Raw genomic sequence first — 16,808 nt, 5'->3', positions numbered from 1 at the left:
TTTCATGATTTTCAAAAAATTGAAAAAAGATTAATTTTACAATTTAAAAGGGAATAAAAAGGGTGGAATTTTTGCCACCCTTTTATCTTTTATTTGTCGATATAATATAAAATTTTAATATTCAAATTCAATTGAAATAATATCAGAGTTTAATCCCTTTACATAAACAATATATTTACCCTTATCTAACATTGTAGATACTTTACTGTAATTTTTACCTGTCTGAATCTGATCTATATATTTTATATTGCCATCCTGAAGAACTTTCATGGTAATAATATCGTTATCATAAGCACTTTTTACTAAGAAAGAAATTTTTCCTGATTCCTTCTTTACAATTAAAGATATGCCTGAATCTACAACCTTAATCTTTAGAGATTTTTTTACCTTTTGATCCAAAGTCTTTGCTGTAATTGTGGCCTCTCCGACTGCCTTTGCATTAACTTTACCATTTGAAACACTTATAACGTCAATATTATCAGAGTCCCATGTTATCCTTTTATCTGTAGCTGTTAATGGATGAACAATACAGTTAAGATTTAATTCATCATTTTTATTTAAAACAACTCCTATCTCATCAAAATCAATTGATGAAACTGGTATTATAACAGGAGTGCCCCCTGTTGTCCCTCCAGTAGATCCACCTGATGGACCTCCTGTTGTTCCTCCAGTTGAACCACCAGTTGTTCCGCCGCTTGATTGATTATCCTCCTTGCTGTCTTTGTCTTTACTTGCTAATTGTCCCTCTCCACTTACTTTGACTTCATCCTTTTTACTTCCTTCTATCTTTTCTATTTTTGTTTCTTTATTTGTCAAAACTTCACCCTTAGACGATGCAACTAATGTTTTAACTTCTACATTTACAAGTTCAATTTTAGATTCAGCCTTTATCTCTAATGTATCAACTTTTGCCTCTATTTTCACATTTTTGTTTGCACCAGTAATTTCAATTTTATTGATTTTTGCTTCTTTATCCGCCTTTATAGTTGCATTTGCCTCAACCTTTATAGCATCTTCTATGTTGCTATTTTTCTTTATTTCTAATGCTGAATCTTTAGATATAGTTAAATTCTTAATATTTGCTTCAAGTATAATATTTGATTTTGAATTTTCTGGAACTAATTTAATTTCTTTAATTAAGGAGTTTTCTGATGTTTTTATATAAGCACTACTTGTTACCTTTACTTCTGTATCAAAATTACCTCTAAATTCAACAATATTATCATCTATTGTATTAACTTCAACATTCCCTATATTGGCATCCTTATTTTCAAATATTAATGCACTTTGAATAAAAACTTTATTTAAATTTGTTTTTTGATCTGTCACAATTCTAACTTTATTTTCTGCTTCTACTTTAAGTTCATCAGCAAATACGTTGTTTAAATATATACTTTCACTAGCCCCTGATAAAACCTCAATTTCTTTTGCTGAAATGTTATTTAAATAAGCCTTTCCATATTTTCCCGGATCTAATACAAGTTTACCTTCGATTTTCACATTATTTAAAGTTACGTTATCTCCTTTTACAAATACATCTTTAAAAACTACTGCATTATTATAAATAACATTATTTCCAGTTATATTTATATTTCCCTTAACAGTTTGGAAATATTTTTCATTGTTTGAACCATAATTCCCAGTCTTAGATATGTTCATGTCTTTAACAAAAACCATAAATTGTTTATAAGCATAACCATCATATTTGGTCTTACTCTTTTCACCTTTTACATAGGCAAATACCCTATAATATCCATTGTCTAATTTTGGTAGTTTAACTGAATATTTTATATTGCTTTTTATAGGTTTTGAATATCCTTTCGTTAAATCGATCTTTTTCCCGGAAACTAAATCCACTAATAAAACATTATATCTAACATTACCTTTAACACCCGTAGTTGTTAAGTAAAGCGTAGGCGAAGATCCCTGGACATACTCCTGATTTAACCCTGTAATATTTACCTTAGTTTGTGCTGCAGCTGCACTTTTCAAAAATAAATTAGAAATTAAAAATGCAACCATTAGAAAAATGGGGAACAGCCTTCTTTTCATCCCAAAGCCTCCTTTTTAAATTATCAAATGATTGGAAGGAGACCTTCCAATCATTTGATTTTATATTCTAATACCTTTGATAGTGGGTTCATGTCATTTTCATTATCCCATACAAATACCTTTAATGTGTAATCCTTGTATTCTGCCTTTGTTGACAAGTTAGCACCCATGTCTATTGTTTCATCTGGTTTTACATTATAGTTTCCAAATACAAGATGAACAAGTTTTCCGTTCTTATCATATACTCCTACTATTAATGTAACTGTCTTAATATTAACACCATTATTTTTTGCTTTTACAATAACCTTTGCATCTTCTCCTGCTTTGAATTCTTTATCCTCTACAGTAAGCTGTATTGGAATGATGAACTTGATCTTGTAAACTGCTTCTGTTTCATCTTCTGCTATTACCTTAATTATAGCTTCGCCTTCTATAGAAACTGCTTGCGTAATTTCAACTTTTGCTTTTTCGTCTGCAGCTTGAGCTGCTACTGTATAAGTCTTAAACGGATTTACTTCATAAACATATTCAAATTTTTCTGGATTGAATCCTTCTAATGCTTTTCCATTAATGGATATAGAACTTAAGTTAGTATTATTTGATCTAGCATCAACTACAACGACTTTATATGATAATTCATAATCGTTGTTAAATATTAACTTAAATTCGTTTTCTCCCTTTGTCATTTGTTTTAAAAATTCCTTCTTTAAAATTATTTGACCATTATCAACAACATAATCCTTGTCTTTTTCAAGTTGTAATTCACCATATTTAATATTTTGTAATTCAAATGTGTTTTCCTTTGGATATACTACAGCAACTACAACATCCTCTGCCAAAGCCCTATCAAAATACCCATCCTCAAGTATAACTGGCTTTTGGATATTCTTATAGGTTGTAATTTCTTTAACCGCTACATTTCCTGCATAGTCAACAACGCTTATTATAACTTTTCCTTCTCCATCTATAGCATTAACATTTATTGTATGCTCCTTAGCTGCGCCATCTCCAACTTCGCTTTCTACTGTATCAACTTGGTTTCCATTTACATATACTCTATATCCATAAACATTGTCTATTGCTTTAAACTTAAGTTCTAATGTATCATCAACTAATACCTTATCCTTTGTTGAACTAATCATTTCAATGATCGGCTTTTGAGTGTCGCAGTAAACCCTGTATGCATATTCATTCTTGTTTCCTGCAAGATCCTCTAATGTAAAGGCTATTTTATTCAATCCTTCATTTAAGGTCAATATCTTTTCAAAGGATTCATCCTTTAATTCAACTTTTTCACCGTTTATCTTCAAATACTTAACCTCTTCTGCTACAAAGCCCATAATCTTTACTGTATTTGTGTTGTAAAGCGGAACATTCTTAAGGGCGTTACCAAACTCATCAAATACTGTAACTGATGGTGCATCTTTATCTACTAATATATCTATATAGTCTGCAACAACTCCATTCTTCATAGTAATTATGATATCTAATCTGTTTAATCCCTTAAACAAATCCTTCAAGGAAATATTCAAGGCATTATCTTCCATGCTCATCACGTCATATTCTTCAAGTTTTCTTCCATCCATGAAGGTTTCTATTTTAGTAATTTGTTCTTTATCTAATATATTAGCCTTTAATTCTAAATTTGAAGCATTAGATAAAACATATCTTTCACAATTAATGGGTGAAGCATTTACGTTTATATATTCCACAGTATTTACATTCTTTACCTTTGCAAATATTTCTACCTGATTTACACCATAATTAGACAATGTAATTTCCTTTGCAAAGTTACCTTCGTCGTCTACTGTAGCTACTTCATCATTAATTAAAACTGCCACCTTTTCCCCTTGTTTATAAATAACCTTTCCTGTAATCAATACAGTCTTTCCTGAAACAGGATATCCTCCATTAACTTGATTAACTATTATCGTAGGTCTTTCAATTACTTTAGTTATAACTACCTCTTTTGTTTCTACATTACCAAGCTCATCAACTACTTTGATTTCAACCCTATTATCTCCTTCATTTAGTTTGACTGAATATACATGAACATTTTCTCTTAATTCATATCCTGTATAATTATCATCAAATAGCTGTCCGTTTACGTAAACCTTATATGGTGTTAGCTCTTTTACTTTAAATTCAAGATCATAATATTCTCTTGTATCGTTAACAACAACGTTTCCTTCTGCATTTGTTATTGTTACAACTGGCTTTGTTGTATCGATAACAAAGCTCGTTTCATTTTGTCCTATTACCTTTCCTGTTGCATCATAAGCATAAACCTTTAATGTGTAGTTTCCATCCTGCAACTCAACTGTATATTCTGTGCTAGTTTCTATTGACTTCTTTTCAACAATAGCTTGGCCTATTAAATTGTCTATTACTTCAACCTCAAAATGATCAACTAAGTTACTGATCATCTCATTTACTTCAAACTTAACTGTAGGGCTTGGATTATTTGAAACAAAGTTTGGAACTTCAGTAAATCTTATAACATCGTTATCTATCTTTACTAAAGAGCCTGTTACATTTCCTGCAAAGTCTATTGCAAAAACTAAACAATCGTTTTTAATTCCTGGTAATTCAAGTTGAACTTTACTTTGACTTCCTTCTACAAACACAGGATTTTGATCATATTCATTTCTAAATACAACATACTGGTATATTCCAACATTATCTTGGCTTCCTGTAAAGTCGAATTCAAATAAATTACCATCTATCTTCTTTGCCTTTACACTTAATGCTGGATAAGTATTATCTATCTTAAATGGGATCAAAAGCTCCTGCCACTTAGCATCCATGTAGTCAACCTTAGCCATTGCCCTTAAGATATAATTTCCTTCCTTTGCTGGATAGAAATTGCCCTTTCCATCATAGAGCATTCCATCCCAGAGCCAGTTTGCGTAAATCTTTCTTGTTGAAGATGATGCATAGTTCTTTCTAATGAAAATGTCCGTTGCAATTTCCCTTAAAAGATTTTTATTTTCATCTAATATCTGGAGTTTAAATTCCTTTGCATTTCTTAAGAATGAAAGGACAGGAAGCAGGCTTCTAAACATAGCATCTTCATTAGTTGAGATTGAAATCTTTTCTGGGTCAATTATTGGGTGTCCATAGTTATCTACTCCAACTTGCCCGAGGTAATAACCTTCTCCATCTATTAGAGCAGCTTCACCATAATAAGTATCTGCTTCCCACATAGGTGAGTCTAATATTCTTGGCTCATCCCACTTTCCGTAGAATCCAACATAAGGAATTGTAAGGGTTGGGTTATTTGCACTCTCTAGAGTAATAAATCCTTCTACAAATATATTCTTTGATGTAGTTTCTGGAATTTTAACAGTAACTTCAATTTCCTTTGTCTCACCCGGGTCTACTGTAATTTCATTTTGGCTAAATGTTAATGCAGCACCAGTTAAAGGCATTGCATAAGGATAGATATATGAATTCGACTTAAAGTTTGTCATTACTCCATATTTATCGCTAACATTAAAGGTCAAAGCTTCAGTTCCAAAATTAGTTACTTTTATCTTAAATGTCCTATTACCTTCAAAGTCCTTAAGGGATATTACAGCCTTTCCATCTTCTCCAACAACGTATGCCTTTGTGCTAAGAGCCTTATCTATTTGGATAAGTCCTGCACCCTGTTTTCTTGGAAGATATGGAAGCTTTGGTGTAGTTTTTGTTGATGGGTCTAAAAGCTGGATAGCTGAGTTTGTTAAAAGGATCTTTGCCCTTTCAACAAGTTCTCGTCCTGATAAATTCGGACTATTTTGCTTTAGATATTGAACAACCAAAGCAACTGCACCTGATGCATGGGGAGCCGCCATTGAAGTTCCACTCATCGTTTCATAAGAATTATCATTGACAGTTGAGTAAATTTGTCCTCCTGGCGCAGTAATATCTGGTTTAAATGTAAGGTCTGGTGCAAGTCCCCATGATGAGAAGTCAGACATTCTTCCAGCGTTTACATTTGGCGTGCTTGCAATCTTACCCTTAAATGAAACCTTAACTCCATTTTGAATAAGATTAAGTAGCTTTAATCCATCGCTTCTTTTTATAAATATTGCAGGAATAACTACTCTTGGGTCAGTTGCCATGTTTATATAAGTGTCTCCACCAGATACGCTGTTATATACAATTACTCCAATAGCACCTCTTGCCTGTGCGTTTAACTTCTTTTCTATAAATGTTATTGCTCCTCTTTCTATTAAAGCTATTTTTCCAGTTAAATCAAGATTTGCAACATCTGTAGTTCTCCCAAGTCCGCAGTAAACTAATTCATATTCTCCTTTTAAGACGCCGTATGGGTCTATTTCAGAAGTTGTATAACCTATTACACCCTGCTCTTCTCCTGCCTTATAGTCCATTGCAGGAAGTGTTTGTGTTGTATTTTCTGATGATGCAACCTGAAGTGTATCTGGGAAAAGCCCTGGGGAACCAACAAGACCGATGTCTGGGTCCTGTGCATATGCTGGATAACTATATGTTGAATAGTATGAGTTTCCTGCTGAAACTACTACAACAACACCTGCATCTGTAGCATTTTTAATTGCCCTTTGTTCTGGGTCATCAGGCATTATATATCCTGCAGTTGAACCTAAGCTCATGTTTATAACATCAGCACCATGTTTTACGGAATCATCTATTGCTGCTGCAATGTCATCGGTATATGCACCCCTAAGTTCTGGGTTATTTGAAAAAACCTTCATTGCAAGTAGCTGTGCTTCAGGTGCAACACCTTTAACGTCACCATTTGCAGCGACTATTCCACCAACGTGCATTCCATGCATGCTTGAGGTTGTATCAATAACTTCATCGTTTAAATCAGCAAAGTTATAACCATAAGGAACCTTATCAGTATAGAACTTTCCTGGACCACCTAATGATTCAACTAACTCCTTATTAAGTTTTGCCTTACTTGGATCTGTAAGCTTCATATCCTTGTGCCTGTAATCTATTCCTGTATCAACTATTGCAACTACCATGCCTTCGCCTTTAAGGCCAAATTGTTGCCAAACTTGAGTTGCCTTTGTTATATCCCTTGCATAGTTTATGTCTGGATAATAGATATTTGCAACTGTAACCTTTTTAACCCCTGGTATTTTCTTTAGCTCATCAATTTCACCATAGGCAACTGTCATGCTAAATCCGTTAATAACATTCCTGTAAACATGTCTTATCTTACCATAGGCTTTTGCCTTTTCAATTACAGCAGCTTGGCTCTTTTCTACGTTCTTTTCAACCTTTGAAAGCTCCTTCATTGATAGCTTTTGATTTTTAATTATTTCAACTGCTGAAGGATCTTGAAGCTCTACTATAACTCTAACAAGATCTTTATCGTCAATTTTATTTTCTGTTATATTGTCATTGAATTCCCCGCCAAACTTCTGATAAAGTGCCCTTTGCTCATCAACATCCTTAACATTTACAAGGTTTTGCTTTACAAATTTCTTTACGTCGATATTTAGCTTCCCATTTTGTGCTTTTACATTAAAATTAAATAGGCTAAAAATAAGCAAGAAGGATAAAACATAGCTTAGTAATCTTTTAAATTTCATGAAACCCCTCCCTTTATTTTGATTAAAGATTGAATTAATTTTAAACACCCCCTTTATATTAAGTTAAAGCCATTTAGAGGAATCTAAATGGCATAACATTCTAATTTTAATTTAGTTAATTTTACTATCGTTATGGTAACAAAATGGTAACAATTATGTTAATTTCTATTAATATCCATAATTACCTTTATGAATAATAATATTCCAAACTAACAAAAAAATAAAGCATAATTTATCGCAAAATTTTCCAATAAGAAACTAAAAAAATTTTATTTCAAAGCAAAAGTTATTGAAGTTTTTTAGGCCTTGTTAAATTCCCTTTTTAGTTTTTCAATTGCCCTATCCTTTAGTCTTACAACAGCCATGTAATGGCATCTTCTGTTATTTGCAATTTCCACCATAGATTTTCCGTTGAAAAAATGCTCTAAAATAACCTCTCTTTGCTTAGGGCTTAAATTATTTATAGCGTTGTATAATCTTTTTATGTCTTCCCTTTTTATCCTTTCATTTTCTATGTCAACTTCGCTTGGAATTATTTCATAAAGATCATCTCCATCTTCAGTTAGATCTTCATCTAAGCTAATATACTCTTTTATTTTCCTTGCATATTCCCTTATAGAATTTAAAACTGCCCTTTTCACATAAGCCTCAAAGGGAACATTAGAATCTTCATCGTAATTTTTTATGCACTTTAATATGGCAATCCTTCCCTCCTGTATTGCATCATCAAAATCTGAAGAATTTTTCACATACAAACTGCAGCACTTTTTCAAAAGTGGTTCAAAACTCTTTAAAATCTTTTCTTTTGCAGCCCCATCATATCTTGCCTTTATCACTAAATCCTTCATCCTATCCCCTCCCTTGCACTTTATTTTACGGGAGGATGTGCAAAAAATTAAAAACGGAAAAATTGCATCACTGCAGCTTTTCCGTTTTGAAATTGATGAAAAATAATTTTTTTTGAGTATAAAAATGTTTTTCGGTGGAGAAATAGATACAATACAAGATTCTCTAAAACTAACCTTAGCTTGGCCTTTTTGTCATGCCCAATTTTAATAATTTTTCTTAACATAATCTCAATCTCGCAAAAATGACCTAAAAATTAGCAAGGGTGGGCATCTGAATATTTTGCCCACCCCAACTATTGACATAGAGCCCTATTCTACAACTACATCAACTGTTACTGAAAGACCATTAGATGTTACTGCTGTTATCTTGTATGTTCCAGCAGTTGCATCCCATTGTTGTGCATTATCTAACTTTTGCACATTGCCATTATTATCTCTTACAAATACTGTTACATAATCATTGCTTGTTAAATATGACGATACTCCGTATTGGTCAGTCACCTTGAATTTTAAGTTATTATTGTTAAATAGATCGATTTGTCCTTCACTTAATTTAACCTTAGTTACAGGTGTATCTCCTTCTAATGCTTCAATCTTTTGAGCTACTGGTGCAGCTTTTGAGAATGTCACTGTGCCTGGTATTACAGCTACTCCCTTATTAGTATTTACTACTAATGAGAAGTTTGCAACACCATCTGCATCATTTGTAGCAGCTTTTATTTTATAGCTATTTATATCTTTATATATAACTAGCTTACTATCTATAGTTGATGCTGATTGGATTACTCCTGTGCTTGGTAGAGCTACTTTATTTCCATTAGCATCTTTTGCATATACTTTTATTGTCTTTTCATATGCAGCTTGTTCTTTTGAGATTGCTGCAACTGTTCCTAAGTCTTCAATAGCATATACTAAGTCTGCATCTGCATTAACAGCTGTTAATACAACTTCTTTAGTATCGATAACTTTTTGCCCTGTAGTATCATACAATTTTACTGTAACTTTTGTAACCTTACCATAATCAGTAGCTGTAAATGTTACTCCTGTATTAACCATATCTGTTACCGTACTATCACTTGGAGCATTTCCAAAGCTATTATTATCAACTTCGAAAGTTATTTTGCTGTTTCCAGACTTTATTTCATCGCCATATTGATCTTTAAATGTGGCTTTTAATGTTATTGAAGCACCTTTGACAGCATAAACGTAATTTGGTGTAAGAGTCATTGATGCAGCATATTTAGCTTCTACTACAGTAATTGGTAATGTAGTAGATTTTCCTGTTGCATTAACAGTAACTGTAAGGTTGGCAGTTCCTGTTCCTTTGCCAGTTAATGAAACATAAACTTTATCTCCTTCTTTTACAAGTGGATTGGCATTTATGTCAAATACTCCCTTGTTTCCACTTGTTATTGTTAATCCGTTTACTGCTGCTAATATTTCATCAGCTTTCATTTCTTCGCCGAACTGGTTCTTCATTGTTAGTTGAACTCTAAAATCTGTATCATTTACACCAAATCTTGTAGAAGGAGCTACTAAAGTTGGTGCATCTGCTGTTGCTGTTCCGTATACTGTAAATGTTGCCTTTGATGATTTGCCTGTAGCATTAACTATAGCTGTTAGGGTTATTTCCTTTAATCCCTCAAATGCACCAATATCAACTGTTAATTCCTTCTTTCCATCACCATCTACATCTTTAACTTCAAAAGCAGAAGAAGGATTGATAATGGTTGTATTAGAAGAAACAAATGTTATCTTTTCTAAATCTTGAGTATCTAAAACATAATCATTGCCATATTGATCCTTTGCAGTATATTTAATTATATAATCATTTCCAGGTGTTAATCTTGTTTGATCCTTTTTGAGCGATGGAGCATTAATTGTTATTTCTGATAAAACTTTTGCAGCCTTTATGTTAACTGTTGTATAAGCTGTTTTAGCAAATGTTTTATCTACTAATGATACTGTAACAGATGTTACATCAGCTGCAATATCATTAATCGTTATTTTACCTTTAACTGATACTGTAGCTGAACCTTTGCTTGCTGAAACCGCAAAATTATTAGGTTCAAACTTACTTGTAATATCTTCTCCATACTGATTTACAAGTTTATATGAAAGTTCTATTGTTGTAGCTACATCTGCTTTTCTATATGCATCAGCATCTATAACTATATTATCTATCCTTTCAGGCGCAACTGTAAACTTTGCAACATCTTTGTCCTTTGCTGTCTCAATGCCAGTTACGCTAACAGTATAATCTCCAACTTCCAATGCAACACTAGTTGCTAATGTTACTTCAGTTTTTGTTTCATTCCAAGTTGGTGTTACATTTATTATACTATTCCCCTTCTTTACAGTAACTATTGCCTTTGTTGTATCTACAGGTTTATTGAATACAACATTTATTTTTTTAGTTCCTGTAACCACTGCTTCCTTAATTTCTATTGGTGCTAATTCAGCTTCTTTAGCTGCAACCTTCTTGTCTTGTTCAACTATTCTTGTATTCAAAGCTGCCTTCTTAGCTTCATCAGTTACCTTTGCTACCGCATCTGCAGCTACCTTTGCTAATTCCTTAGCCTTAGCAACTTCTTCATACTTTGTGATTTGGAAATCTTCATAAGCCTTAACTGCATCTTCTGCAGCCTTTAATGTAGCTGCTACGTTTTCAAAGCCTTTCTTTGCAGCATCAAGCTTTGCCTTCTTGTCGTTGATTCTGTTCATTAAAGCCACTCTAACTGTTCTGTCAGCTATATCTTGAACCTTGTCTAATGCATCTGCATAAAGCGCTTCTGCTGCAGCGATTTCTTCTTGAGTTGTAAGAGCTGCAAGTTCGAATGCTTCAACAGCATCTGCAGCTGCTACTTGTGCCTTAACTTGTGCTGTTACAGCAACGATTTCTTGGCTTAATTCCATAAGCTGCTTTGAAATAGCTGCCTTCTGCCTTGGATTTGTAATTCTGCTCATGTGGATCTTTAGTGATCTGTAGTAGCTTTGTAAAAGCTTAAGATCCTCTTCGCTTTGTGATTGCTTAGTGATTGTTAATTGTGGCTTTAGATATTTGTTGATGTTTGTGAGTGCGATTTGGTAGTAGTCTACCTTCTTAGTAGCCGCACTCGCTGGTGCTAAGCCCATTGAGCCAAATGTTACAAGAGCTGCAAGGGCTAAGCTTAGAATCTTCTTGGCTTTTGCCATATTTTCTCCTCCTCTCGAGAATTAAAATTTTATATATGATGAATAAAATCATCGACTAAGTTAAATTTTCCTTTATTGGATTTAAGTGTGACTATTTAATATAATATACCAAAAAGTCAAAATTTTCAAGGATAAAATTTACATCACACTTAATAATATATTCTTCCTTTGTTTAAAAATTCCTGCTAAAGTTAGGTAAATTTTTCAATGATTTTTCTGTTTTTCAACTTATTCACTAATATTGACTTTGTTTTCTATGGAAAAGTTCCGCTAAATTAGAAAAAAGTTTTATATTTTTATATCATTTCCTTTTTGGCCATATCTTAATCAGCTTTCATTTATATAGACTCTTTTTTTATAAAAGTGTTCCAAATTTCAATGCAAAACTTTCCAACAAATAACGACAAAAAAAGACATTCGCAAGGATAAAAAAATTGCTCGGCATTTGCCGAGCAATTATTCAACCTCTATTGCGTTTACTGGACAGGAGCCTTCTGCCTCCTTTGCTGCATCCTCGCTGCCTGCTGGAACTGGATTTGCTATAACATGGGCCTTGCCGTCATCCTTCATTTCAAATACATCTGGTGCAATGGATGGGCAAAGACCGCAGCCTATACAGGTATCTTGATCTACTTTTGCCTTCATGGTAAAACCTCCTTTTTAGTTTTCTAAGGATTAGTTTTGCCCTTGAAGGCAATTTTATACCTTGCTTTATTTATATGCTATAAAAAATTCCCATTTTCCATTATAATTTCCTTCAATAACATAAACTGTTTTTAATCCTTTAGGATCTGTTACGGCTATTTCTGCCTCCACCCTGTTTCCTGAATATTTTTTTGTGTTTATTGCTATCAAATAATCATACTCCTTTGCCTGCTGAAGAAGAACTATGTTGATGCCATTTCTGTTGATTCCTTCAAATATGTTTTTTATATCCATTGATGTCAAATACTTTAAAGTCATTATCTCCTTTTTAAGGTCGATGGCAACGGTTATGTCCTTTTTGCCTATTTTGTCTAGGATAAGGTTTATAACTGAAACATAGTAATCTGGAACGTTTTGGTTTCTGTTGGTTTTTAAAAGGCGTTTTATAAATTCATCTTCAATTGATGTTGAAATGTTAAAAAGCTTTCCTTCTTCATCATAAAGATTTGCAGTATTCTCGTCGTTTATCTTTGCGATGTATTTAAAGGTTGCTACCCTTTTGTTTTCGGAGTAAAAGTCGAATATAAAGTCGGGCTCTAAGTTTGAATCCCTTTGAACCTCCTTTGCCCTTAAAACCTTATTTTTAAACCTTGTAATTGCTTTTTTGTCTATTATCGTGTATCTTCCTGCATATCTTGTGTTGGTTACGACTATCCTTTCTATATCCTGATTTGAAAATTTATCCTTTAAAGCAGGATTTACCCTGGTGCAGGAGGTTAAAAAGAACAAGGATAAAATTATTAAAAATTTTTTCAATATATCACCTCCTAAGAGGCCCTTAGTTTGAGTTTTGTTTCTTTATCTTATCAAGGTTTAAAAATATAAGGGCAATTACAAAGGTTATTATGCTTATAAACTGGGAAGTTGAAAGGGGGCCTACATTCCCTCTAAAGTCACCCCTGAAAAATTCTATGATAAATCTTCCTACGCTGTATAAAAGAATATAAAGTCCTGCAACCTTTCCGTCACTTCTTCCTTTTTTAGAGTAATTAAGAAGGATTAGAAAAATTATAAGGTTTCCAAGACTTGATATTTCCTGTGTTGGAATTAGCTTAACTCCGTTTGGTGCAAAGGGCGACTCTTTAAAGATTACGCCAAAGGGAGAGTCCGTTGGCCTTCCGTAGCAGCAACCAGCAAAGTGGCAACCTTGTCTTCCTATGCTCTGGGCAAGGGCCATCGAAGGCGCTGCAAGGTCAAACATCTTTAGAAAGTTTAAACCCTTCTTTTTGCAATATATATATCCTGCTAAAACCCCTCCAATTAGTGCACCGTATACAACAAAACCTGAGGTTAGCATATATACGATTGATTTTGGATTTTTAAAAACCGTTGGGGCTTCGGCTATTATATAAAGAAGCTTTGCACCAAGGATACCTCCTATTACTCCATAAAAGGCAAGGTCGTAAATTATGTTTTTATCATATCCTCTTTTTTCTGCCCTATAGGCGGTTAAAAGGATTGCCAAAGTTATTGCAACTGCCATTAAAAAGCCGTAGGTGTAAATTGTAATTGACCCTAATTTAAAAAGTATTGGATGCATAAAAATCCCCCTTAGTAATAGATTCTTTCAATAATTGCAGCTATAATAAGAATGGTTATGGAATAGAGGATTATAAAAATTCCCCTCCAAAAGCCTTCCCCTTTAAACTCCTCAATTGATTCAAGTTCTGCCCTTTCGGCATAGGGGTTATAAAAAATGTTGTGAAATCCAAATAAAGGATTTTTTCTCCTATACATTGCAATTTTAGGATCCTCATCCCGTTTAAAAAGCTGCGGGATTGAAAAAATAGAAGCAAAAATTCCAACAGCGTAAAGGGATATATATATGGATTTTAAAGGATTCATGCCTTTTATAAGGGAAAAAATAACAGCCAAAAGCGAAACAATAGCCGACGTTATAAAACTATAAATTAAACTTTCCTTTATCCCCTTTAAAATGTATTTTTTCATACTTCACCTCCAGTGCCTGCCACTTGACATTTTGACTTTTTGACATTTCCACAAAATTCCACAAAGCCGACATTTTATTATACTTAATTATTATACCCTAATTCATGTGATAAGTTAAGTAGCAAATAAAAAGGCACGATATATTGCCAATGCAATACATCGTGCTTTATATTACGGAACCATTACCATTCCAGTCCATGGGTTGTAGATCATAATCCACATTCCCCTGCCATCGACTTCTATCCATTTTTTAAATCCTGTTGCCCCAAAGAAGGGCTGATCTTTTTTGGTGTTTTCTCCTATAATTCCGTAAACTACGTATTCAATCTCACCTTCATCGTCATATTTTAATCCAAAGTAATAATAGCCCGTCCTTCTCATCCAGATAAAGTAGTTTATATATGGATAGGCAAATATTAGATGATAAATAATGCAGTAGTAGGGCATTAACTTAGGTTCGAAATCCGGCCTTTCAAGGGGCACCTTCCACCATCTTGTATTCTTAAACTCGGTGCTGAGTTTAACCTCCTCAAGATCCTTTAATATTCTATGGAATACCTTTGCAAAGGCACCTCCCTTTAATTGCCTTGGGTTTTCTTCCTCCTCTACTTTTACTTCATCTTTTTCTTCTACTTTTTCCCCTTCCTTTATCTTTTCAATTTCATTTTTTATTCTCTCTTCATATTCTATGAATTTTTTAGCCTCCTCATCGAGCTCCTCTTCCTTATCCTCCTGCCTTACAGGATTTTTTAGTCTTTCCTTCCACTCGATTCTCTCTTTACCGATCTGTCCTGATAAGGGGTATTGATCCTCTGCCATTATGCAGGCAACGTTGAACCTGTCGATGTGGATACCTGTGTCGGCAATGTCATCCTCCCTATATTCCCACCAAACTTCCCCTCTTCCTGTTTCGTCCACATTTATTTCCCCAAGCTTTGCAAGGACAGGGGGATTTTTAGTAGCATCGATAAGGCAGGCAGTGTAGGGGCCCTTTTCTTGTAAAAGATTTTGAACATAAAAGTTAATCTTTGCCCTTCCGTTTTTATTTTCAATCTTTGCATAGCCCGTCGGTGGTCTGTCAATGGCAATCCCAAATCCCCTATCATCCTCTTGGAAGATTATAAAATATCTTGAATATGACCTTTTATTAGTCACCCTTTCCCCTCCCAAAAAAATTCATCAATATATTATATGCAAAAGGGTGACTTGAATTTACTTAATATTAAGTGCCTGGCACTTTAATTTAAGATTTTTGTTTACTAAGGATGTTAGAAAGTTTTGCAAATTCTTCTATGCTCAAAGTCTCTCCCCTTCTTTTGGGGTCTATACTTAACTCTTCAAGGGCCTTTAAAAGGATATCCTCATTTGCAATGGATTTAAGTGAATTTGAAAGGGTTTTTCTTCTCATGTTAAAGGCGCTTTTTATTATGTTAAAGAATAATTCTTCATCTAAAACCTCAACCCTTTTTTGATCCCTAATATCAAGCCTTATAACCATAGACTCCACCCTTGGAGGTGGAACAAAGCAATTGGGGGATACTTTGCATATCTTTTTTATATCGCAGTGGTATTGGCAAAGGAGGGATAATGTTCCGTATTCGTCGGTGTTTGGCTTTGCAAGGATCCTGTCTGCAACTTCCTTTTGGATCATAATAATCATTGAGCTAATTTTAACCCTCTCGTTTAAAAGCTTTGCAATTATTGGCGTTGTAACATAATAGGGAAGGTTTGCAACAACCTTTACGTTTTCTAAGTTTTCCTCTTTAATTATTTTATTAAAATCAACCTTTAGGGCATCGGAGTGGATTATCTTTATGTTCTTAAAATTACCTAACGTTTCTTCAAGGATTGGAATTAGGTTTTTATCTATTTCAACAGCAACAACTTTTTTGCACCTTTTTGCCATCTCCTGAGTCAATGTTCCAATCCCAGGTCCTATTTCTATTACCGTTGAGTTTTCATCAAGCTCAGCAGCGTCGATAATCTTTTTTAATATATTTTCATCTATCAAAAAGTTTTGCCCAAGGTTTTTGTTGAATTTAAACTCAAAATATTTAACTATCTCCATGGTTTTACTCTTTAGTCCCATCTAATTTCACCTCTATTTTTTGTGAACTACCCCCACTTATAGAAGTGGTGGCTTCGTGGTCAAGGTAACTTCTGTTACCAGATTACCCACGCTCAAAGGGCTGTTCCTTCCCCATATATACCAATCACATGGCTAATTTTAGCAAATTCTTGCTTGCATTTATATCTCTATCATGAACTGCACCACACTTTGGACATTTCCATTCTCTCAATGCTAAATTCTTTACATCAGAATTTTTATATCCACATTCACTACATGTTTGACTTGATGCATAATTTTGTGGTGCTATTATTATTTCTCTGCCATACCATCTTGCTTTATATTCTAACATCCTTCTAAATTCTGCCCATGATACTTCTGTTATTGCTTTGGCTAATTTATGATTTTGTTGCATATTCTTTA

At 33.7% G+C, this 16,808-nt stretch carries 11 protein-coding genes; all 11 read right to left on the bottom strand.

What is annotated here, in order from left to right; genetic code table 11:
- Positions 1-114: 114 nt before the first annotated feature.
- Positions 115-2,052 (bottom strand): Ig-like domain-containing protein, encoded by a 1,938-nt coding sequence (locus Q3V94_RS12770; protein ID WP_008909754.1) that lies wholly within the window; start codon positions 2,050-2,052, stop codon positions 115-117.
- Between the two features lie 50 nt (positions 2,053-2,102).
- Positions 2,103-7,619, bottom strand: a complete 5,517-nt coding sequence (locus Q3V94_RS12765; RefSeq protein WP_303528274.1) for a S8 family serine peptidase — start codon at positions 7,617-7,619, stop codon at positions 2,103-2,105.
- Positions 7,620-7,918: 299 nt separating this feature from the next.
- On the bottom strand, positions 7,919-8,467 hold the full coding sequence (locus Q3V94_RS12760) for a sigma-70 family RNA polymerase sigma factor (protein ID WP_303528272.1): 549 nt from the start codon (positions 8,465-8,467) through the stop codon (positions 7,919-7,921).
- A gap of 309 nt (positions 8,468-8,776) precedes the next feature.
- On the bottom strand, positions 8,777-11,662 hold the full coding sequence (locus Q3V94_RS12755; RefSeq protein ID WP_303528271.1) for a hypothetical protein: 2,886 nt from the start codon (positions 11,660-11,662) through the stop codon (positions 8,777-8,779).
- A gap of 456 nt (positions 11,663-12,118) precedes the next feature.
- Positions 12,119-12,307, bottom strand: a complete 189-nt coding sequence (locus tag Q3V94_RS12750; RefSeq protein WP_008909750.1) for a ferredoxin — start codon at positions 12,305-12,307, stop codon at positions 12,119-12,121.
- A 66-nt stretch (positions 12,308-12,373) separates the two neighbouring features.
- Positions 12,374-13,123 (bottom strand): hypothetical protein, encoded by a 750-nt coding sequence (locus tag Q3V94_RS12745; RefSeq protein WP_008909749.1) that lies wholly within the window; start codon positions 13,121-13,123, stop codon positions 12,374-12,376.
- A 22-nt stretch (positions 13,124-13,145) separates the two neighbouring features.
- Positions 13,146-13,907, bottom strand: coding sequence for a prolipoprotein diacylglyceryl transferase (gene lgt / locus Q3V94_RS12740; RefSeq protein WP_303528269.1), 762 nt, complete (start codon positions 13,905-13,907; stop codon positions 13,146-13,148).
- 11 nt (positions 13,908-13,918) lie between these two features.
- Positions 13,919-14,317, bottom strand: a complete 399-nt coding sequence (locus Q3V94_RS12735) for a hypothetical protein (RefSeq protein ID WP_303528268.1) — start codon at positions 14,315-14,317, stop codon at positions 13,919-13,921.
- Between the two features lie 171 nt (positions 14,318-14,488).
- Positions 14,489-15,472: a hypothetical protein gene (locus tag Q3V94_RS12730; RefSeq protein ID WP_303528266.1), complete on the bottom strand. Its 984-nt coding sequence runs from the start codon at positions 15,470-15,472 to the stop codon at positions 14,489-14,491.
- A gap of 88 nt (positions 15,473-15,560) precedes the next feature.
- Complete coding sequence (rsmA, locus tag Q3V94_RS12725) at positions 15,561-16,406, bottom strand: 16S rRNA (adenine(1518)-N(6)/adenine(1519)-N(6))-dimethyltransferase RsmA (RefSeq protein ID WP_008909744.1); 846 nt, start codon at positions 16,404-16,406, stop codon at positions 15,561-15,563.
- Positions 16,407-16,530: 124 nt separating this feature from the next.
- On the bottom strand, positions 16,531-16,808 hold a 278-nt coding region (locus tag Q3V94_RS12720; protein ID WP_303528264.1), incomplete at its 5' end, for an RNA-guided endonuclease TnpB family protein.

It is taken from the genome of Caloramator sp. CAR-1, from assembly GCF_030546345.1.
Taxonomy (GTDB): Bacteria; Bacillota; Clostridia; order Clostridiales; family Caloramatoraceae; genus Caloramator; species Caloramator australicus.
Note: the sequence above shows the minus strand (reverse complement) of the source record. Positions and strands in the feature narration are given on the sequence as shown.

Excerpts from the sequence above, each read along its gene's own strand:
- Q3V94_RS12770 (WP_008909754.1), bottom strand. The coding sequence starts at position 2,052 with ATGAAAAGAAGGCTGTTCCCCATTTTTCTAATGGTTGCATTTTTAATT.
- Q3V94_RS12765 (WP_303528274.1), bottom strand. The coding sequence starts at position 7,619 with ATGAAATTTAAAAGATTACTAAGCTATGTTTTATCCTTCTTGCTTATT.
- Q3V94_RS12760 (WP_303528272.1), bottom strand. The coding sequence starts at position 8,467 with ATGAAGGATTTAGTGATAAAGGCAAGATATGATGGGGCTGCAAAAGAA.
- Q3V94_RS12755 (WP_303528271.1), bottom strand. The coding sequence starts at position 11,662 with ATGGCAAAAGCCAAGAAGATTCTAAGCTTAGCCCTTGCAGCTCTTGTA.
- Q3V94_RS12750 (WP_008909750.1), bottom strand. The coding sequence starts at position 12,307 with ATGAAGGCAAAAGTAGATCAAGATACCTGTATAGGCTGCGGTCTTTGC.
- lgt (WP_303528269.1), bottom strand. The coding sequence starts at position 13,907 with ATGCATCCAATACTTTTTAAATTAGGGTCAATTACAATTTACACCTAC.
- Q3V94_RS12735 (WP_303528268.1), bottom strand. The coding sequence starts at position 14,317 with ATGAAAAAATACATTTTAAAGGGGATAAAGGAAAGTTTAATTTATAGT.
- rsmA (WP_008909744.1), bottom strand. The coding sequence starts at position 16,406 with ATGGGACTAAAGAGTAAAACCATGGAGATAGTTAAATATTTTGAGTTT.